This is a genomic window from Nocardioides alpinus, assembly GCF_900112035.1.
GTDB lineage: Bacteria > Actinomycetota > Actinomycetes > Propionibacteriales > Nocardioidaceae > Nocardioides > Nocardioides alpinus.
The window spans coordinates 198,208-218,662 of sequence record NZ_FOKC01000001.1 but is presented as its reverse complement, the minus strand read 5'-3'; the positions used below and the strand labels follow the sequence as shown (position 1 = coordinate 218,662).

19 protein-coding genes are annotated in these 20,455 nt (G+C 66.7%); 16 read left to right on the top strand and 3 right to left on the bottom strand.

The genetic code is table 11. The features are described 5' to 3' along the window. Positions 1-81 precede the first annotated feature (81 nt). Genes BM127_RS01125 through BM127_RS01115 form a run of 3 tightly spaced genes read right to left on the bottom strand, consistent with a single transcriptional unit; the run spans position 82 to position 2,698 of the window. Positions 82-873, bottom strand: coding sequence for a CoA-transferase subunit beta (locus tag BM127_RS01125; protein ID WP_091193209.1), 792 nt, complete (start codon positions 871-873; stop codon positions 82-84). Next, positions 870-1,772 (bottom strand): CoA transferase subunit A, encoded by a 903-nt coding sequence (locus BM127_RS01120; protein WP_091193207.1) that lies wholly within the window; start codon positions 1,770-1,772, stop codon positions 870-872. The genes BM127_RS01125 and BM127_RS01120 overlap by 4 nt, the downstream gene beginning before the upstream one ends. Beyond that, on the bottom strand, positions 1,769-2,698 hold the full coding sequence (locus tag BM127_RS01115; protein ID WP_091193205.1) for an LLM class flavin-dependent oxidoreductase: 930 nt from the start codon (positions 2,696-2,698) through the stop codon (positions 1,769-1,771). The genes BM127_RS01120 and BM127_RS01115 overlap by 4 nt, the downstream gene beginning before the upstream one ends. 190 nt (positions 2,699-2,888) lie before the next feature. Here BM127_RS01115 and BM127_RS01110 point away from each other — a divergent pair, with 190 nt between their 5' ends. The 16 genes from BM127_RS01110 to BM127_RS01035 all read left to right on the top strand — a co-directional run bounded on the left by BM127_RS01110 (position 2,889) and on the right by BM127_RS01035 (position 20,453). After that, complete coding sequence (locus tag BM127_RS01110; protein WP_232786086.1) at positions 2,889-3,671, top strand: enoyl-CoA hydratase/isomerase family protein; 783 nt, start codon at positions 2,889-2,891, stop codon at positions 3,669-3,671. A gap of 26 nt (positions 3,672-3,697) precedes the next feature. Then, positions 3,698-4,117, top strand: coding sequence for a Zn-ribbon domain-containing OB-fold protein (locus BM127_RS22070; protein WP_175507297.1), 420 nt, complete (start codon positions 3,698-3,700; stop codon positions 4,115-4,117). A 16-nt stretch (positions 4,118-4,133) separates the two neighbouring features. Then, a complete protein-coding gene (locus BM127_RS01100) occupies positions 4,134-5,318 on the top strand; it encodes an acyl-CoA dehydrogenase family protein (protein ID WP_091193199.1) in 1,185 nt (394 codons plus the stop codon). Positions 5,319-5,646: 328 nt separating this feature from the next. Next, entirely contained in the window at positions 5,647-6,438 is a 792-nt protein-coding gene (locus BM127_RS01095; RefSeq protein ID WP_091193197.1) for an ABC transporter ATP-binding protein, read from the top strand. After that, positions 6,435-8,366, top strand: coding sequence for an AMP-dependent synthetase/ligase (locus BM127_RS01090; RefSeq protein WP_091193195.1), 1,932 nt, complete (start codon positions 6,435-6,437; stop codon positions 8,364-8,366). The genes BM127_RS01095 and BM127_RS01090 overlap by 4 nt, the downstream gene beginning before the upstream one ends. Next, a complete protein-coding gene (locus BM127_RS01085; RefSeq protein WP_091193192.1) occupies positions 8,366-9,250 on the top strand; it encodes a branched-chain amino acid ABC transporter permease in 885 nt (294 codons plus the stop codon). Before BM127_RS01090 ends, BM127_RS01085 begins: the two co-directional genes overlap by 1 nt. A 2-nt stretch (positions 9,251-9,252) precedes the next feature. Continuing rightward, the gene (locus BM127_RS01080; protein ID WP_091193191.1) at positions 9,253-10,311 is read left to right on the top strand and encodes a branched-chain amino acid ABC transporter permease; all 1,059 of its coding nucleotides are present in this window, start codon (positions 9,253-9,255) and stop codon (positions 10,309-10,311) included. Next, positions 10,293-11,618 carry an ABC transporter substrate-binding protein gene (locus BM127_RS01075; protein ID WP_139227536.1) on the top strand — a complete coding sequence of 442 codons (1,326 nt, stop codon included), beginning with the start codon at positions 10,293-10,295 and terminating at the stop codon, positions 11,616-11,618. Before BM127_RS01080 ends, BM127_RS01075 begins: the two co-directional genes overlap by 19 nt. 27 nt (positions 11,619-11,645) lie before the next feature. Continuing rightward, positions 11,646-12,440 (top strand): ABC transporter ATP-binding protein, encoded by a 795-nt coding sequence (locus tag BM127_RS01070; RefSeq protein WP_091193186.1) that lies wholly within the window; start codon positions 11,646-11,648, stop codon positions 12,438-12,440. Continuing rightward, positions 12,437-13,666 carry a phenylacetate--CoA ligase family protein gene (locus BM127_RS01065; protein WP_091193183.1) on the top strand — a complete coding sequence of 410 codons (1,230 nt, stop codon included), beginning with the start codon at positions 12,437-12,439 and terminating at the stop codon, positions 13,664-13,666. Before BM127_RS01070 ends, BM127_RS01065 begins: the two co-directional genes overlap by 4 nt. A 50-nt stretch (positions 13,667-13,716) precedes the next feature. Further along, the gene (locus BM127_RS01060) at positions 13,717-14,766 is read left to right on the top strand and encodes an MBL fold metallo-hydrolase (protein ID WP_091193181.1); all 1,050 of its coding nucleotides are present in this window, start codon (positions 13,717-13,719) and stop codon (positions 14,764-14,766) included. Next, on the top strand, positions 14,763-15,956 hold the full coding sequence (locus tag BM127_RS01055; protein ID WP_091193179.1) for an acyl-CoA dehydrogenase family protein: 1,194 nt from the start codon (positions 14,763-14,765) through the stop codon (positions 15,954-15,956). The genes BM127_RS01060 and BM127_RS01055 overlap by 4 nt, the downstream gene beginning before the upstream one ends. After that, complete coding sequence (locus BM127_RS01050; RefSeq protein WP_091193176.1) at positions 15,953-17,068, top strand: acyl-CoA dehydrogenase family protein; 1,116 nt, start codon at positions 15,953-15,955, stop codon at positions 17,066-17,068. Before BM127_RS01055 ends, BM127_RS01050 begins: the two co-directional genes overlap by 4 nt. 134 nt (positions 17,069-17,202) lie before the next feature. Next, positions 17,203-18,252 carry a phosphotransferase family protein gene (locus BM127_RS01045; RefSeq protein ID WP_091193172.1) on the top strand — a complete coding sequence of 350 codons (1,050 nt, stop codon included), beginning with the start codon at positions 17,203-17,205 and terminating at the stop codon, positions 18,250-18,252. A 124-nt stretch (positions 18,253-18,376) separates the two neighbouring features. Then, entirely contained in the window at positions 18,377-19,150 is a 774-nt protein-coding gene (gene fabG / locus BM127_RS01040; RefSeq protein ID WP_091193170.1) for a 3-oxoacyl-ACP reductase FabG, read from the top strand. Between the two features lie 73 nt (positions 19,151-19,223). Next, positions 19,224-20,453, top strand: a complete 1,230-nt coding sequence (locus BM127_RS01035) for an acyl-CoA dehydrogenase family protein (protein ID WP_091193167.1) — start codon at positions 19,224-19,226, stop codon at positions 20,451-20,453. Positions 20,454-20,455: the final 2 nt, after the last annotated feature.

The following is a 20,455-nucleotide window of genomic DNA, read 5'->3' as shown; positions in this document are numbered from 1 at the left end:
CGCGGCGCCGGCACGGTGATCCGCGATAGCGGCCGGCGGCCCGAACGGGCCGCCGACCGCTGCGCAAGAGGGTCGTTCGCCTCAGTCCAGGCGCAGGCGTCGCAGCACACCGCCGGGATCCACCCGTTCGCGGAGCATGGTGAGTTCCTCGTCGGTCGGCGACGGCGTCAGGGGAACCTCGCCGGGTGTCGGCGACGGCAGGTCGAACCCGGTGCGTTCACGGACCTCGTCGGGGGTGTGCCCAGGATGCACCGATTTGAGTTGGAGCGTGTCGTCATCGCCGAAGTCCAAGACCGCCAGCGGAGTCACCACCAGTTGGGGGCCGTCGGAATGCGGGTCGCAGAACTCTCGACGCGCAGCCGTGCGCCCGGGTGCGCTGACATGGTCCACCTCGTCGACGAAGATCCGGGCGTCGTGGCGCTGCACGAAGATCATGGTGCGCGTGAAGTAGGCCGCAAAGACCAACCCGACCGTTCCTGGACCGCGGACCCGTAGCTTCGGGTAGTCGCGTCCGATACCGACCATGTTCACGTTCCCATGGCGGTCGACCTGCATGCCGCCGAAGATCCCCACGGTGGGCGCCTTGCGCCATCCACCGAGCTCGAAGTCGACGATGTCCTCGAGCCGAAAGGAGTGCTCCGCGCTGTCGAGGGTCACCGGGTCGGCAGTCGACTTCACCAGTGGCGCCGCCGAGTTGATCGCACCGCCGCCGCCGCTGAGCCAGTTGAGGTCGGGGGCGTGCATGAGGCGGGCGAGCTGGAAGGCCGCCATCGGAATCTCCGAGTTGGCGCCACAGGCACCCCACTCCTCGTTGCGCAAACCGCGCGCCAAGGTGACGGCCATCAACTCGCTGGTCGTACACGTCTCGGTCATGTCTGGCTCCTGTCCGCGCGCGGCTTGTGGTCGACACGCAGGGTGCCGACGAGGCGCTCCACTCCCACGCGCTCCAAGTACTGGTGGTGATCATGTGCTTCGCTCACGTAGCGCGCCATCCACTGTTCCGGCGAGCGCACGTAGTCCTCCAGCATCCGCTCGTCGCGCCCGTAGTGACCCGCCGAGGAGGTGGGATGCGCAGCGAAGGGGAGAGCGACCACGGCCGAGACCATGAAGCTCGGAACGGTGACCTCCTTGTGCCGGCCGGACGCGGCGTAGTCGTCGGGCACGATCTCGTCCGTGACGACGATTGCGGTCCTCGACGCCCGCAGGATCAGGTCGTCCTGATAGATCGGACCGTCGAAGAAGACGTTGCCGAAGCGGTCGCAGCGAGGAGCGTGCACGATGCCGACGTCCGGTCGCATGGCAGGAATGGCGACGTGTTCGTTGCCGGAGTAGGGGTCCACCACGGTGCGGAAGAGCTCCGGTGACAACGAACGCGTGCCGGTGGACTGGTGGCCGCGCGGTAGTGGCATGAAGGGGAGGTTCGCCGCCGCCGCCTTGAGCCCATAGATCGTGAACGGCTCGTCGACGTCGTGCACGACGATGGTGGAGCTCTCGGCGGCCGCGCGGAACGCGGGCGCCAGCCCGAAGTCCTCCAGCCCGACGTATGCCGTGTAGACCTCGGCGACGGTCCCGGCGGCGATGAGAACCTCCACGGGGAGCCCGGCCGACACGTTCGGCAGCAGCCGGAGATTGCGCCGTCCGGCGCGGGCGAGCTCGCGGATGATCGGCATGGGCGCCGCGTGCGCGTGGATGCCGCCGATCGCCACTAGGTCGCCGTCACTCACCAGGTCTGCTGCGGAAGCAACGTCGATCACCTTGCTGCGTCGGTTCATGCCATCTCCTCAGTTGTCACGGCCGGCTCGAACCGTGCGCGGACCCGCGCGGCCACCTCCATGATCCGGGCCATCTGGTCTTCCAGGTCGCTTCCGGCGATCCGACAGATCACGTGGGTGACGCCAGCCTCGACGAAGGCGGCGATCTCTTCGGCGCACTGATCGGCGTTGCCGGCTATGCAGTAGCGGCGCATGGGCTCAGGGTCTATGGCGTAGACGTCGCCGATGAAGGCGCTGGCCTCGCGCCACGCGCGGTCGGCATCGTCGTCCACGCGGATGTAGACGTGTAGGCCGGGGGTCAACTCTTCCGGCGCGCGACCGGCGTCGGCCGCCAGCGAGCCCAGTGCCGACCACCGCTCGGCATAGCGCTCCGGCGTCACGAAAGCCCCTAGCCAGCCATCGCCGAACCGAGCCGTGCGGGCGAGTGCGGCGTCCGCTCGTCCGCCGTGCCACAGCGGGATCCGGCTCTGCACCGGAGGGGGCTGGAGGCCATGCGGGTTGTCAGCGAGCCACATCTCGCGCAGCGACCTCATCAGTTCGGTGGTCCTGCGGCCACGCTCTGCCAACGGTACGCCGGCCAGCCCGAACTCCGCCCGATTCTCTCCCCCCACGCCGAGACCGACGAGTACCCGCCCTTCACTGAGTGCATCGATGGTGGCTACGGACTTGGCGACCCATGCGGGATGCCGCAGCACGCCGAGCAGGACGCCCGACGCGACCGTCACCTTGCGGGTGACGACCGCGGTGGCCGCCATCATCGACAGACACTCGTACACCGGGACGTGGAAGCTCAAGTGGTCGCCGAACCACACCGACGAGTACCCGAGTTCCTCGGCCAACACTGCAGAGCCGATCACGTCGCTCGCAGTTCGCAGGGGAGACCCGAAGTTGTTGATCCCTACCCCGAAGTGCAGCGGTTGCGTCACGCGCGCTCCTTTCTAATACGACCATAGGGTTGACGTTCGACCGACAGGTTGAGACTCTAGCTGCAGCAGGACGGCCGCGCTAGGGCGGACGCACGCAGCATCGACGATGCGATGCGACAGACCGAAGGAGCCAGCAGTGACAGCAACGCACTCGGAACCCACCCAGACGTCCACCTTGCTCGTGGAACGGATGGCGTTGAGTTCCGGGCCCGGAGCGATGGCGTTGGTGACCCTGAACCGCCCCGATGAGATGAACCCGCTGGACTGGGACACCGTCAGGCACCTGAGAACCACTTTCGACGAGCTCGGACACGACGACGAGGTCCGCGTCGTGGCGGTCACCGGCGCCGGACGTGCGTTCAGCGCTGGGGGCGACATGAAGAAGTACCAACAGCTCCAGCGCGACACCCAGGACTTTCCGCAGTTCTTGGCCGACATCCATGAGACGTTCGCCGCTATCAGCCAGTACCCCAAGCCCTACATCGCCCTAGTCAACGGGATAGCGGTCGCCGGAGGAATAGAGCTGGTTCTCTCGTGCGACCTGGCGCTCGCCTCTGCGTCCGCGCGGATCGGTGACGCCCACCTCCCGTTCGGTCAGATGGGGGGCGGAGGGGTCCTCACCCTGCTGCCGCGCGCCGTCGGACCCGCCCGGGCGCGAGAACTCATCTTCACCGGTCGCATGCTCAAGCCACAGGAGGCGTTGGAGTGGGGCCTGGTCTCGCAGGTCGTCGAGGACGACGACCTGGTGGCGGCTGGCCTCCGATTCGCCGAGCAGGTGGCGGCCAAGTCGCCGCTGGCCGTACGCAACGCGAAGCAGGTCCTCAACGCCGCGTACTGGGAAGGCACAGGAATACCCGGCGGCATGCGCCTGGAGCGCGAGGTCACCGCCCGCTACTGCCTGACCAGTTCCGACGCCCCCGAGGGTCTCGACGCGTTCGAGTCCAAGCGCACCCCCCAATTCACTGGGCGCTGAGCCCAGCTGATCAGCCAGGAGAATCCGTGTCCAACCCCACTGAGTACGCCCAACCGCCAGCTCCCCAGGTCGATCCCGACAGCGCCGCCTACTGGCAGGGCCTGGCCGAACGCGAAGTACGGTTGCCGGGATGCGCGGCCTGCGGCAAGGTTCGCTTTCCTCCGCTCGATTCGTGCCCCTACTGCGGGCAACCTGGAGGAGAGGAAAAGGTGCTGTCCGGAGTCGGCACGGTGTACTCGTTCATCGTCCTGCACCGCACGTTCCACCCGGCGTTCGAAGCCGACCTCCCATTCGCTATCGCCGTCGTCGATCTTGAGGACGGGCCCAGGATCGCCGCTCGCATCGAAGGCCCGCCGGAGGCAGTGAGCATCGGTATGCGGGTCGCGGCGACCTACTTCGACCGCGAGTCGTGGACCGAACTGCGCTTCACCGCGCACGACAACTAGAACCGAGGAGACAAAGATGTCCACCCATACCCACAACGAGGCCACGTCCGACTGGTCTGCAGTGATCCACAAGTTCGGTCGGGACAAGGTGCTGCCACGCAGCAGCGAACTGGACGCGCACCCCCAGGACATGGAGCTAATCAGGTCTCTGTTGCTGGAAGTCGGTCGCATCGGATTGTACGGAACGGTGATCTCGCCGGAGTACGGCGGTACGGGCCCGAGCAGCCTGGCCCTTCACGAGGCGGTCGACGCCTTCGCCTACCACAACGCCGGCCTCGCCATGTCTACCATGCCGACCTACCTGACCGCCCGGGCGTTGATGTCGTTCGGCACCGATGAGCAGAAGTCACGCTGGCTGCCCAAGATCGCGGCAGGCGAGCTCATCACCTCCTGGGCCGTGACCGAGCCGGACACCGGCTCCGACGTCGCCAACATCACCACCAAGGCAGTCCGTGATGGCGACGGATGGCGGATCAGCGGCACGAAGATGTTCATCACCAACGCCAGCATCGCCGACGCCGTGCTCCTGCTGTGCCGCACCGGCGGCACGGGGGTCAAGGAGACGTTGACGACCTTCGTCATTCCGATGGATGCTCCAGGGATCAGTGTCACCGGCGTGCTGGAGAAGATGGGGCTGCGGTCGTCCCCGACGTGCGAACTCGTCTTCGACAACGTACGGGTCGAGGACACCGACCGACTTGGCGAGGTCGGCGAGGGCTGGCAGGTTGCGATGGATGTGCTCGACTATGAGCGCCTGGCCATTCCCGCCATGACCGCCGGCATGGCGCAGCGCGCCCTGGAACTCTCCTCGGCGTACGCGGGCCAGCGAACGGCTTTCGGTGGCCCGATCGCGGACCTCGCACCCGTCGGCGAGATGTTGGCTGACATGGGCGCCGCTCTCCTGGAATGTCGATTACTGTACCGGCACGCGGCCGCCCTCTCCGACGCCGGCAGACCGTCGATCGCCGAAGGCTCGATCGGCAAACTCGTCGCCGGCCGGTTGGCGAACGAGGTGACCAGCAACGCCGTCCAGATCCACGGTGGCTACGGGTACTGCCGCGAGTACGAAGTGGAACGGCTGTACCGCGATGCGCGCCTCTTCATGATCGGCGGAGGCACCACCCAGGTCCAGCGCAAGATCGTCGCGCAGCAACTACGTCGCTCGCCCAAGTGGGGAGCATCGGCCGGCATGTGGGCGTAGCCCTGACAGCGTCACCCTGAACCCGACGGGCACGCGCGGTGGTGCTGGTACGACTGCCGCCGCGCGCCCAGAGATGGGCTGGACCAGTCGTTGTATGAGGAGACAGCGTTCTCCATCTCGTCTATCGATCGATCGTGCCGGCGAGGTCCGCCGCGACCTAGAAGGGGCGAGCCCCGCCCGGAGATGGTCACGCGTAGGGATCGGGTCGTTTTCTCACACCGTGATGGCGCCAGACCCTTGCTTAATGTGACGATCGCCACGATACTTCGATCACTGACTCATTAGTCGAAAAACAGCCTGGGAGTTGATTGTGGACCGGAGTCCGGAAATGACGCTCCAGGTCACCGAAGTGACACTTCGCTTCGGCGGCCTCACTGTGCTCTCGAATGTGTCGATGAATGCGGCCGCCGGCGAGATCACCGCGCTCATCGGGCCGAACGGCGCCGGGAAGAGCTCGCTCATCAACTGCGTCACCGGGTTCTACCGGCCCCAGGAGGGAAACATCTCTCTGTTCGGTCGAGAGACCACGGGGCTGCCCGCGCATCGCGTCGCTGGTCTGGGGGTCGCGCGCACCTTCCAACACATCGAACTCTTCCAGGGCCTCAGTGTTATCGACAACCTCATGCTGGGCAGGCACCGCCACCTCAAGGGCGGGGCTCTGTCGAACGGCATCTTCTACGGCCGTAGCAAGCGCGAGGAGCTGCGGCAGCGCGCGGCCGTGGAAGACATCGTTGACTTCCTCGACATGCCCCACATCCGCAACACCCCGGTGGGCCTCCTGCCCTACGGACTGCAGAAGCGTGTCGATCTAGGTCGCGCCCTCGCCCAGGAGCCTCGCCTGTTGATCCTCGACGAGCCGATGGCCGGCATGAACGTCGAGGAGAAGGAAGACATGGCGCGCTACATCCTCGAGCTGCGTCAGGAATCGGCGATCAGCGTGATCCTGATCGAGCACGACATGGGAGTGGTGATGGACATTTCGGATCGGGTCTCGGTGCTCGACTTCGGGCGGTTCATCGCTCAAGGACCGCCGGAGCAGGTAAGGGCCGACCCGGCGGTGATCGCCGCCTACATCGGTGCGCCCGCTGAGGCCGTGACCGGCGAGGCGACCGGCCGATGACCGAGACGGTGACCTACCCCGAGCAGACCATGCCGCAACTGTTGTTGCAGCGTCTCGTCGACACCCCGGACACCGTCGCGCTCCGAGTGAAGGATCGCGGCATCTGGAAGCCGATGACCTGGCGACAGTACGGCGAGCGCATCGAGCACCTGGCCCTTGGCATGCTTGAACTCGGCCTGGAACCGGGTGAGAACGTGGCGATCATCGGCGACAACTGGCCGCAGCACCTGATCACCGACCTCGCTGTTCAGTCGCTGCAGGGTGCCGGCGTAGTCCTCTATCCGGAGTCGTCTCCGGAGGAAGTGGCCTTTATCGTGGGGCACGCGGAGTGTCCGGTGGTGGTGGTGCGCGACCAGGAGCAGGCCGACAAGCTCTTCGAAATGCAGCATCAGCTGCCGGGACTCCGGCGCATCGTCTACTGCGATGGGCGGGGAATGTCGCTCTATGACTCCAAGGTGGCGATCTCCTTCGACGAGGTTCTCGCCATGGGTGCTCGACGGGCCGAGGTCAATCCACACGAGTACCGCGAGAGCGTGGCGCGTGGCAAGAACTCCGACATCGCGATTCTGATGTACACCTCGGGAACTACTGGGGAGCCGAAGGGCGCGATGATGACCCATCTCAATGTCATCGCAGGCGTGAAGAACTTCTTCCTCGCAGAGCCGATGAAGCCTGAGTACGAACGGCTAGTGTTCCTGCCGCTGGCGTGGGCGGGCGAACGCTACTTCTCCACCGCGGGCCACATCATGGAGGGCTACCGGCTCAACTTCGCCGAAGGGCCGGAAACGCTGCGTAACGACATCCGAGAGATAGGGCCACATCAGCTGCTCGGTTCACCACGTATGTGGGAGGACTATCTCTCGTGGATCGAGGTCCGGATCGGGGAGGCCACCTGGTTGAAGCGCTCCATCTACCACTGGGGGATGAAGGTGGGGCAGCGACGCGCCGAACGCGAGTACCGCGGACAGAAGGCGGGCGGGTGGACTCGAGCCCAGGTCGCCGTGGCTGAGTTCGTGGTGTTCCGTCCGCTGCGGGACCATCTGGGTCTGCTCCGCGCGGAGCGGATCTACTCCGGTGGCGCCGCGCTCGGCATCGATGTCATGAAGTACTTCCACGCCCTCGGCATCCCGCTGAAGCAGGTCTACGGCCAGACGGAGGTCGGCATCACCACGACTCACTGGGACAAGATGAAGCCCGAAACGATGGGCCGTCCGGTACCTGGCGTCGAGATCGTCATCACGGAGAATCGTGAGATCGCGCACCGATCCGCGAGCGTCTTCGTGGGCTACTACAAGAATCAGGCGGCCACGGACGAGGCATTCATCGGCGATGTGCTCCGCTCGGGTGATGAGGGCTACCTGGACGACGACGGTCACCTGGTCGTCGTCGACCGCTCCAAGAACGTGGCCACGTTGACCTCGAGCGAGCGTTTCAGCCCCACCTTCATCGAGAACAAGGTGAAGTTCTCCTCGTACGTGCGAGAAGCTGTCTGCTTCGGCGACGGGCGTGAGTTCCCTGTTCTGTTGATCAACATCGACGGGGAAGTGGTCGGCAAGTGGGCCGAGAACCAACGGATCCCGTACACGACCTATACCGACCTCTCCCAGCGCCCGGAGGTCATCGAGCTGATCCGGGAGGAGACCGCGCGGGTGAACTCCGAGATGCCGACCTTCATGCGGGTGCCCCGATTGGCCATCCTCCACAAGGAGCTCGACGCCGACGACGCTGAGATGACGCGTACTCGAAAGGTACGTCGCGCCCAGGTGGAGCAGAACTACGCCTTCATCATCGACGGTCTCTACTCCGATCGCACAGAGGTCGATGTCGACGCCGAGGTCACCTACCGTGACGGCCGCAAGGCGCGCATCCATACCCAGCTCACGTTGGTCGATGTCCCGGTCGAATCCGTGCAGGGGGTGCCGGCCTGATGAGCGAGTTCACGCAGCTGATGGTCTCTGGCGTGTTCACCGGGATGCTCTATGCGCTCCTTGCGTTGGGTTTCGTCGTGGTCGTCAAGGGCAGCGGAGTCATCAACTTCTCGCAGGGCGAGGTGGTCGTCCTCGGTGCGTTCGTGGTGTCGTGGCTGCTCACCGATGTCGGCGTTCCGTTCTGGTTGGGAGTTCCGGCAACCGTCGTGGTGATGATGGTGGTGGGCGCAGGAATCGAACGGTTCGCGCTGCGACCGCTGCAGAACGAGTCCATGCTCGCCCTGGTGATGGCCACCATCGCCCTGGGGTCCATCATCCGCGGCCTGGTGCCGATGATCTGGGGCGACGGTCTCCGCTCGATCCCGAGCTTGATCGACCAGCGACGCTACGAATGGTTCGGCATCTCCATTCCCACGATCACGTTCTGGTCCGCAGTCATGGTGCTGATCCTGCTTGGCGCGTTCGGCTTCTTCTTCTCTCGCAGCCGTCTCGGACTCGCGATGCAGGCGGTCTCTGACGATCGGGTCGCCGCCCAATCGCTGGGCATCAACATCCGCCTGGTCAATGCCGTGTCCTGGGCGATGGCCGGCGGGATCGCGGCACTCGCCGGTTACGTGTGGGGTTCACTGCTGGGTGTGGACAGCCGACTGGTCGTGCTCGGTGCGCTGATCTTCCCTGTGGTCATCCTCGGTGGCCTTGAGTCGATCGTCGGCGCCGTCATTGGCGGAATCGCTGTCGGCCTGGTCGAAAGCCTGTCCGCGGGCTACCTCAATGACGACCTGGGTGCTGGTTTCAGCACCGTGGCGCCGCTGATCATGCTGCTTCTCGTGCTGTTCGTTCGTCCCTACGGCCTGTTCGGCAGGCCCGAGATCGAAAGGGTTTGACAGTGGCACTCATCGCCATGGAGACCGGTCGGTTCCACGAGAAGTACGCCGAGGAGATCGCTGTCTACGGAACGCCGTACCGCAGGATCTGGATCCTGGCGGTCCTGGCGGTCACCTTCGTAGTCGTACCACTGGTCGCCTCGCCGTACTGGCTCGTCGTCTTGACGCTGGTCGGGATCGCTGCCGTGGGCGCCACCGGTCTGAACGTGCTGGTGGGCTACGCGGGCCAGATATCGCTCGGTCACGCCGCCTTCGCCGCCGTAGGCGCGTACACCAGCGGGCTGCTCGTGTCGCGCGCGGATGCGCCGTTCTGGGTGGCCATTCCGACGGCGATGGTGGCCGCGGGCGTGTTCTCGCTGATCTTCGGGCTCGCCTCGCTGCGGGTGAAGGGCCTCTACCTGGCCATTGCGACGCTGGCGGCCCAGTACATCGTGCAGTGGATCCTGTCGTCCTGGACCTGGATCACCGGCGGGTTCCAAGGCATCGTGATCTTCGAGCCCATCGAGATCGGGCCCTTCGACACCACGACGCCGACGGGCAAGTATTTGCTGGTCTTCATCACCCTGGCAGTGGTCGTCATGTTCGTGGAGAATCTCATGCGATCGCGCTCCGGGCGTGCGATGATCGCGGTCCGTGACCAGGACATCGCGGCCGCCGGCTCAGCGGTGTCCCCGCTGCGCTACAAGCTGCTGGCCTTCTTCATCTCCTCGGCCATCGCCGGACTGTCCGGGGTGCTGTACGGCTACAACGCCGGCCTGGTCTCGACCGAGGTCTTCACCCTCGCGCTGTCGGTGCAGTATCTGGCGATGATCCTCGTCGGGGGCCTCGGCTCGATCCCGGGTTCGATTCTCGGCGCCGCCTTCATCACGATGCTGCCGATCTGGCTGCGTGACCTGTTGCCGGCCGTGGGCATCGAGCTCTCGGCGAGCGTGGAGGTGCACCTGCTCACCATGCTCTTCGGTGTCGCCATCCTGCTCTTCCTGGTCCTCGAGCCTCGTGGGCTCTACGGGTTGTTCCGAAATATCAAGGACTACTTCCGAATGTGGCCCTTCTCGTACTGAGGGGGCGCCCTGCGCGTGCACATCTCGGACTATCGATCGAACCGATGATTGGAGAAGCTGTGAAGCGGAAAATTGCGAAGAGTGTCTCGCTCGCACTCGGGCTGGCCTTGCTCGCCACTGCGTGTGGGGACGACGGCGGCGGCGAGAGCAGCGAGGGAAGCTCGGGTGAAGACATCGTGATCGGTGTCGCCGGAGCTCGCGTGGGCCCGATCGCCAACGTGGGGGAGGGCGTCGGCGAGGCGGTGAACGACTGGTTCGAGATGGTCAACGCCAACGGCGGCATCAATGGCCGGAAAGTGAAGATCGAAGAGATCGAGACCAAGTACGAGGTGCCCCCAGCACTTGAGGCGTTCGCCCGTTTCCAGCAGTCCGGGGCCGTCATGGTGGCGGTCGAGGGCACAGCCCTGAGTGACGCCCTGACGCCGGTGTCGGAGCAGTCCAAGATCCCGATCATTTTCCCCGGCCAGGGCAACCTCGACACGCTCGACGGTGAGGCGTTCCCCTACGCCTTCCCTGCCGGTCCACTCTACGCACACCAGGCGACGGCAACAGTGCAACAGCAGGTCGACGAGCTGGGCAGCGACATCAGCATCGGATGCGTTGCCTGGGAGCCTCCGCCGGGCCGTGAGTACTGCGAGGGAGTGAAGAACGCGACTGAGAGCCTCGGCGCCGAGTTCGCCGGCGAGGTGGTCATCCCCGCTGCCGCCGCCGACGTCGACGCCCAGGTGCGTGGCGCCGTCGCTCTCGACGCCGACGTCGTGCTGCACGCCGCCATCTTCGGTCAGGCGGTGCTGCTGCTCAAGGGTCTCTGCGACCAGGCTCCGGACCTGCCGGTCGGCGCCTGGCACTGGGCCATCACCCAGAACGAGATCAACGGCGCCGGAGCGGAATGCATGGAAGGCAAGTTCGGCGCGTCCATGTCCACGCTGCCCTCCGACGAGCCCGAGGCCGTACAGATGCTGCGCGACTACTGGGAGGAGAGCGGCTCCGACCCCAACCCCGTGCTCGAGGAGAACTCCTTGTACGGCAACGGTCTCTACATCGCCACGGTGATCGAGGAGGGCATCCGTCAGGCTCTCGAGATCGTCGGCGACGACGGCGAGGTGACCGGCGAGGTAATGAAGCAGGCGCTGGAGTCCATCGACGGCTACGAGGGATACGGCGTCGCGTGCCCGATCACGATGAGCGAGAAGGACCACTCGGGCAATCGGGCCGTGAACATCTACGAGATCCGCGACGGCAGTTGGGACCGGATCGGCGACTGCGTCACCGGCCCCCCCGTGTCCAACGAGCCCGACGTCAGCTGACGTACTGCGAGCATAGGAGGCCCGAGGATGCTGAAGCTGGATGGCGTCGAAGTCGTCTACAACCGTGTAGCCCTCGTTCTGAAGGGGGTGTCCCTCACCGTCCCGGCGGGTCAGATCGTGGCGTTGCTGGGCAACAACGGTGCGGGAAAGACGACGACGCTGCGGGCGATCTCGGGCCTCCTTGCTCACGAACGCGGCGAGGTGGTCCGCGGTCGGATCACCTGGGAGGACAACTCCCTACGGGAGCGTTCGCCCGACTACATCGTGCGCCAAGGCATCGTGCAGGTGCTCGAGGGACGTCGTGTCTTCGAGCATCTCAGTGTCGAGGCGAACCTCCTTGCGGGGGGATACACCGCGGGTTCCATGCGCAGCAGCCGGAGCGAGCTGGAGATGATCTACAGCTACTTCCCTCGGCTGGCCGACCGCCGCAGCCAGCGGGCGGGTTTCCTCTCAGGGGGTGAGCAGCAGATGCTCGCCATCGGCCGCGCGCTGATGGCGCATCCGCGAGTTATGTTGCTCGACGAGCCCAGTCTCGGTCTCGCGCCGGTGCTGGTGGCGGAGATCTTCGAGATCGTGGAACGGCTCAACCGGGAAGAAGGCGTGACCGTCGTCCTCGTCGAGCAGAACGCCGAGGCGGCCCTGCAGATCGCACACCACGGCTATGTGCTCGAAGACGGTCGCATCGTGCTCGAAGGCCCTGCGGACAAACTCCGTGAGAACCAGGACGTCGCGGAGTTCTACCTCGGCCTCAGCGGCGTCGGCGAACGCAAGAGCTACCGAGACGTGAAGACCTATCGACGCAGGAAGAGGTGGCTGGGATGAACGACTCCCCAACTCTCCATGATCCCGACGAGACCCGCCGCCCGGAGGAGCGGCGCGTGGACCAGCAACGGCGGGTCACCGCGCTGCTGGCCAACCTATGGGACGCGGCACCGGCGTGGCGACGGCGGCTGGAAGGGTCGAACGTGTCGCCAGCCGACTTCGGCACGCCCGACGTGCTGACCCGGCTGACACCCGTCGCCAAGAGCGATCTGGCGGCCCTGCAGGTGGAGGATCCGCCCTTCGGCGGGTTCTTCATCGGAGACCTGAGTGCCAGCTCGCGGATCTTCATGTCGCCAGGTCCCATCTACGACGCACAGCTGGGCACCACCGACATCGGGGGCTTCGCCCGGGGCCTGAGAGCCGGCGGACTGACGCGCGGCGACATCGTGCTCAACACGTTCGCCTACCACCTCACGCCTGCCGGCCACGCCTTCGAATCCGGTGCGTTGTCGCTCGGCTGCGTGGTGGTCCCGGCGGGCACGGGCAACACCGAACAACAAGCCAGGTTGCTCAAAGACCTGCCGGTCACCGGCTATATGGGAACACCTTCGTTCCTGGGGATGCTGGTCGAACGTGCCGACTGGCGCTTCAAGACGGCCTGCGTCGCTGCGGAGAAGCTCACCGAGGACGAGCGCGCGGTGCTGGAGTCGCGCGGGGGACATGTTTCCCAACTCTATGGGACCGCCGATCTCGGCTATATCGCCGGAGAATGCGAGGCTCGCGCCGGCATGCACCTCACCGAGGACAAGGTGATCGAGATCCTGGACCCGGCCACCGGCCAACCGGTTCCCGAAGGGGAGATCGGCCAGGTCGCTGTGACCACCTTCTCGCCCACCTACCCCTTCGTGCGCCTGACCACCGGCGACCTGACCCGCGTAGTCAGCAGCGAGGTGTGCGAGTGCGGCCGCACGTCGGCGCGCATCGCAGGGGTCCTCGGACGGGTCGGTCCCGGCGTGAAGGTCAGGGGAATGTTCGTCTACGAGCACCATGTCCGGGCTGCACTATCGCGTCATGGTCTCGGCGTGGGACGTTTGGTGATCCGACGTGTGGCGGGGCAGGACACGCTGACGCTGGAGATCGTCGAGCCACTCTCCGAAGAACAGCAGGGGGACCTGCTGCGCACCCTGCGCGACGAGATCAAGTTGCGCGCCGAGATCGAGATCGTCCCGGAGGTCGACGCGGAGACCCCGCAGCTTGTCGACGCTCGAGAGATCTGGCAGGCATGAGGCGATCACCGTCACGCCGTGTCCACAGATACGAGGTTGGAGGGGCTCGGATGAGCACCCGCGCGACATGGACCGAGCCGACCGCAGAGCCGGTCGCCGAGGGAGTGTTCCGGATCCCACTGCCGCTGCCCAACGACGCTCTCCGGGCGGTCAACGTCTACCTCATCCGCACTCCCGACGGCCCGGTGTGCGTGGACGCGGGCTGGGCGCTGGACGAGTCGCGGCGCGCGCTCGACGCTGCGCTGCACGGTCTGGGCCATGAGGTCGGCGACATCACCCGGTTCCTCGTCACCCACGCCCACCGCGACCACTACACGCAAGCCGTGACCATACGACGTGAGTTCGGCGCCCGGGTGTCGCTGGGCATCGGAGACCGCGACGCCATCGAGTACTTCAACTCGGGAAAGAGCGTCGTCGACTCACAGTATCGGCGGCTGGTCGAAGCCGGCGCCACCGACCTGGCAGAAGGATGGCGCACCGAGTCCGCCGGCCACAGCGTCGAAACCGAACTGTGGGACGGGCCCGACGAGTGGCTGGACGGCGATGTCGAGATCGCCATCGAAGGCCGCACGCTCGCTGCCCTCGCCACGCCGGGGCACACGCGCGGGCACTACGTCTTCGCCGACGCCGCCTCCGGCCTGCTGTTCTCGGGCGATCACGTGCTGCCCACGATCACGCCGTCGATCGGTTTCGAGCCCGTGCCCTCGCCGCTGCCGTTGAGCGAGTTCCTCAGTTCGCTAGCCAAGGTACGCGCACTGCCGGACATGAGGCTGCTGCCTGCCCACGGGCCGGCAACCACCAGTACGCACCAACGCATCGACGAACTGCTGGCCCACCACGAGGAGCGGTTGGGCCTGTGCGAGGACCTGGTCGCCGGTGGCTGCCGCACCGCGGCGGAGGTCGCGGCGGAGATTCCGTGGACCCGCCGCGGCTTCGCATTGTCCAGCCTTGACGTCTTCAACGCCATGCTTGCCGTGCTGGAGACCGACGCCCACCTCAAGCTCTTGGCCGCCCAGCAGCGTCTCGAGCGGTGCACGGACTCGTCGGTGCCTTCCTACCACGTCCCGAACCCCCACCTTGCTGACCCGGAGGAGCGATGAACACCCAGACCGATGTCGCGGACAAGCTGTCCGAGAAGGTCACGACCTTCTTGGCCGAGCACGACCCCGTGACCACCGACCGCGTCGAGTTCCTGCGCGCTCGCTTCGACGCGGGCCTCGCGTGGGTCCATTTCCCGATAGGTCGCGGTGGACTCGGCCTCGCGCCGGACTTGCAGCAGCAGGTGGACGCCAGGTTCGCCGAGGCGGGCGCCCCCGACAACCATCCGCGGATCAACGTGATCGGGCTCGGCATGGCCGCCCCGACCCTGATGGCCTACGGAACCGAGGACCAGCTCGACACCTTCCTGCGTCCGCTGTGGACAGGCGAGCAGGTCTGGTGCCAGCTGTTCAGCGAGCCCGGCGCCGGGTCGGACCTCGCCGCGGTTGCCACGAGAGCCGTTCGAGACGGTGAGCAGTGGGTCGTCGACGGCCAGAAGGTGTGGACGTCGTCGGCGCAGAACGCCCAGCTCGCCATCCTGCTTGCACGCACCGACCCCGACGTTCCCAAGCACGCGGGCCTGACCTACTTCATCTGCGACATGACCGACCCCGGGATCGAGGTGCGCCCACTTCGGCAGATCACCGGGGAGTCCGAGTTCAACGAGGTGTTCCTCACCGGCGTCCGGATTCCCGACTCCCAGCGCCTCGGGGCCGTCGGCGAGGGGTGGAAGGTCGCCAATGCGACGCTCAACAACGAGCGTGTCGCCATCGGCGGGGGACCGGTGCCGCGCGAGAGCGGCATGGTCGGAGTGGTCGCGAAGTCGTGGCGGGCCAACCCCGCCCGGCGGCGGCCCGACCTGCACGGCCGCCTGATGGAGCTCTGGGTGGAGTCGGAGGCGGCTCGCCTGACCGGTCAGCGACTGCGCCAGAAGCTCGCGGTGGGTCAGCCGGGCCCGGAGGGCGCGGCGATGAAGCTGTCCTTCGCACGGCTCGCCCAGCGACTCAGCGGTCTGGAGCTCGAGCTGCTCGGTGAAGAGGGCCTGCGCTACGACGACTGGACGTTGCGGCGCCCGCTGGAGGTCGATTTCCTCGGACGCGGTCCGGGGTATCGCTACCTGCGAGCGAAGGGCAACTCGATCGAGGGCGGCACTTCGGAGATCCTGCTCAACATCGTTGCCGAACGCGTGCTCGGTCTGCCGCCGGAGCACCGTGTCGACCGTGACGTTCCGTTCAGGGAGTTGGCGAAGTGACTGAGCTGAACCTGCTGTACACCGACGTCGAGGACGACCTCCGGCGTACGGTCCGGGACCTGCTCGAGGACCGCCTGGGTCCGTCGGCGGTGACCGCCATGTACGACGGTGACCGAACGATCGTCGAACCGCTGTGGCGGGCGCTGGCCCAGAACCTCGGACTCGCTGGTCTCCTGATCCCCGAGGCCGAAGGCGGATTCGGAGCATCCGCGCGCGAGGCCGCCACCGTGTGTGAGGAGCTGGGCAGGGCGGCGGCCCCGGTCCCCTTCCTCACCAGTGCCGTCGTCGCGACCATCGCCGTCACCGGGTCGGGCCACCAGGTGGTGGCCGAGCTGGCGGCGGGTGTGACGACGGCGGCGCTCGCGGTGCCCTTCGCCACCGCGCCGTACGGGCCGGTGCCCAGGCTCGCCGCGACTGAGGGCACGGTGACCGGTTCCGTGTCCAGCGTCGCCGGAGCGCTCGAGGCGGACGTGCTCCTGATCCCGGTAGACGAGGCCGACGGGCTGGCGATCTATGCCGTTCCCGTGTCCGAGGCGATCGTTGCAGCAGTCCCCTCCCTCGACATGTCCCGACAGCTCGCGGACATCGTTCTTGACGCTGCCCCGGGCTCGCGGGTGCGGGGCGACGCCGCCGCGAGCGTGCGCGCAGCCCTTCTCGCGGGCGCCGCGATGCTTGCCTCGGAGCAAGTCGGTGTTGCCTCGTGGTGTCTGGCAGGCACGGTGGACTACCTGCGCGAACGCCGGCAGTTCGGGCGGCCGGTAGGGAGCTTCCAAGCACTCAAGCACCGACTCGCCGATCTCTACGTCAGTGTGGAGTCGGGCACGGCAACGGCCCGGTACGCCGCCGCGGCGCTGGCAGCCGACGACAGCGACGCCGAGGTCGCGACCGCCATCGCCGCGTCCTACTGCAGCAACCTCGCCGTGACAGCTGCCGAGGAGGCGCTGCAGCTCCACGGCGGAATCGGCATGACCTGGGAACACCCGGTCCACCTGTACCTGAAGCGCGCCAAGGCCGCCCAGCTCGCATTGGGACATCCGGGCGAGCACCGGGGCCGACTCGCCGACCTGGTCGATCTGCCGTACGAGGCGACAGACGCTGGGAAGAGTCGGTAGATGGTTGATCTGCGGCTCCACACACTGTCGAGCAGTGTGGGCGAACTCGACCCGTTCCGTCGCCCGCCCGTACGCCGCGAGCGAGCGTCTCCCCGCCGCGGCTGGGTCAACGAACCGGCAGAGCGAGAGATCGCGTGAGGGCGTCTTCGACGGTCCTGAGCAGTGCCGAGCTCGCTTCCATCTCGCGGATCATCGAGGGAGCCGGCGAGTTGGTGGCCGGTCCACTCAGCTCCCGTCTGATCACCGGTGGACGCTCCAACCTGACGTACTTCCTCACCGACGGCAACCGGCGCTGGGTGATGCGCACTCCGCCTCGCGCCGGTCGGACGCCGTCGGCTCATGACGTGGCGAGGGAGTATCGCGTCACGGCGAGCCTGCTGCAGACCGACGTCCCAGTGGCGCCGACGGTGGCCCTGTGTGAGGACGAGTCCGTCATCGGCGCCCCCTTCGCCATCGCGGAGTTCGTCCCGGGATTGTGCGTGCAGACCCGCAATCAGTTGGACGAACTGGACGACGCGACGGTCTGCGCTGTCGCCGATCGCTTGGTGCAGACGCTCGCCGCCCTGCACCGCGTCGACTACGACGCCGTGGGACTGTCAGGGCTCGGACGACCAGGCGGCTACGCTCAGCGTCAACTCAAGCGCTGGTCCGGACAGTGGGAGATCGTGGGAGTCGATCGGCTGAACGCGCTGGCAGGTGACGTGAGCCGTCGGCTCGCCGCCGCGGTACCCGAACAGGACGCCAGCAGCATCGTTCACGGTGACTACCGCATCGACAACACCATCGTGGACCTGGGCGCCGACTCGCCTGCCGACCGGGTGCGGGTCGCCGCGGTCGTGGACTGGGAGCTGTCCACCCTCGGCGACCCGATCGCCGACGTGGCGATGATGTGCGCCTACCGCGACCCGGGATTCGATCTCATTCTCGGCGCCCCGGGTGCGTGGTCGAGCCCGCGGCTCCCGGACGTGCCGAGCCTTGCTGCGCAGTACGAGGCCGCAGGCGGCGTCACCCTCGCCCACTGGGACTTCCACATGGCGCTGGCCTACTACAAGATCGCCGTCGTCTCCGCAGGCATCGACCACCGGATGCGTGCCGCGGGCGACCCTGGACAGGCGCACGACTCGCCCGGGGACGCGGTGGAACCGTACTTGCAGCTTGCCCGCCGAGCACTCGGGCGCCCGTGAGCATGGACGATACCGTCGCGAGAGCCGACGCCCTTCGCCCAAGCCGCGCACCGTGGCGCGGTCCGAGCCGCGCTCCGAAGATCTTCGTCGTCACCGTCAACGTCAACGTCACAGAAGGTGCCATATGACTACATCCACCTCCACCACGATGAACCGGATAGCGATCGTGACCGGTGCGGCTCGCGGCATCGGCGCGAGCATCGCCCGCCGGTTGGCCTCCGATGGACTCGCTGTCGCGGTGGCCGACCTCGACGAGTCGGCGTGTCAGGGCGTCGTCGATGAGATCGAGGCGGCGGGCGGTCGTGGCTTGGCGGTCCGCGTCGACGTCAGCGACGAAGAGGCCGTCCAGTACGGCGTCGAGCAGATCGTCGCACACCTGGGTGAGCCGACGGTCCTGGTGAACAACGCCGGCATCATCCGCGACAACCTGCTCTTCCGCATGACCGTCGAGGAGTGGGACGCCGTGACCAACGTGCATCTCCGCGGCTCGTTCCTGATGGCTCGCGCCGCCCAGGGGTTCATGACCCAGGCCGGCTGGGGACGCATCGTCAACCTGTCCAGCACATCAGCTCTGGGCAACCGAGGGCAGGCCAACTACTCCGCCGCCAAGGCGGGCATCCAGGGGTTCACCAAGACCCTGGCCCTCGAACTGGGCAAGTTCGGCGTCACCGCCAACGCGATCGCGCCCGGCTTCATCGAGACCGACATGACCGCCGCGACAGCGGCTCGCATCGGCATGTCGTTCGAGGACTTCAAGACCGCCGCAGCCCAGGAGATCCCCGTCGGCCGCGTCGGCCAGCCCGACGACATCGCGAACGCCGTGTCGTTCTTCGTCAGCGAGCGCGCCGGCTTCGTGTCAGGACAGGTCCTCTACGTCGCGGGAGGACCGCAGACATGAACACGACCTCGTCGGAATCCGCAAAGGAGCCATTCATGGACGTAGGCCCCAACGCACACAAGGAGAAGAGCTGATGGATTTCGGACTTGATTCGCGGACGGAGGAGCTCCAGAACGAGCTGCTGGATTTCATGCGGACGCACGTATATCCGGCCGAGGCCGTGTTCGACGAGCAGCTGGAGGAGCTCGAGAACCGGTGGGCGTGGGACTCGGCACCGATCATGGGCGAGCTGCGCGCCGAGGCCCGCAGGCGAGGATTGTGGAACCTGTTCCTTCCCGGGGACCAAGGCGCCGGGCTCACCAATGTGCAATACGCCGTGCTGGCCGAGATCTCGGGTCGCAGCCCACACCTTGCACCGGCGGCGATGAACTGTGCCGCTCCGGACGCCGGCAACATGGAGCTTCTCTCGATGTGTGCCAACCAGGAGCAGAAGGAGCGCTGGCTGATGCCGCTGCTCGCCGGCGAGATCCGATCGTCGTTCGCGATGACCGAGCCCTCGGTCGCCTCCTCCGACGCCACCAACATTGCGACCAGCATCGTCCGGGACGGCGACCACTACGTGATCAACGGTCGGAAGTGGTGGATCACGGGCGCGATGAACCCCAACGCAAAGATCTTCATCGTGATGGGTAAGACCGACCCGGACGCCGAGCGGCACCGGCAGCAGTCCATGATCCTCGTCGAGCGGGACACCCCCGGCTTCGGGATCCACCGGGGCCTGACGGTCCTGGGGTACGACGACCACGAGCACGGCGGCCATGGCGAGCTCTCGTTCGACGACGTCAGGGTGCCGGCCGGGAACCTGGTGGGCAGCGAGGGCGACGGGTTCACCATCGCTCAGAAGCGCCTGGGGCCGGGCCGGATCCACCACTGCATGCGGTCGATCGGAGTCGCCGAGCGCGCGATCGAGCTGATGTGCGCCCGCGCGGACGACCGTGTCGCCTTCGGCAGGCCGCTGTCAGACCAGGGCATCATCCGCGACTGGATCGCCGAGTCTCGCCTGCGGGTGGAGCAGCTGCGGCTGCTGGTGCTCAAGACCGCGTGGCTGATGGACACTGCCGGCGTCAAGAGCTCCCACGCCGAGATCCAAGCCATCAAGGTGGCCACCCCCGCCACGGTCGAGTGGATCCTCGACAAGGCGATCCAGGTGCATGGTGCCGGCGGCCTGTCGCAGGACTTCCCCCTCGCTTCGATGTTCGCCTCCATCCGGACGCTCCGATTCGCCGACGGGCCGGACGAGGTCCACAAGAACGGGCTCGCCCGGTCCGAGCTCCGCCGCCAGGCGGCGGCGCGGGTCGAGTAGCG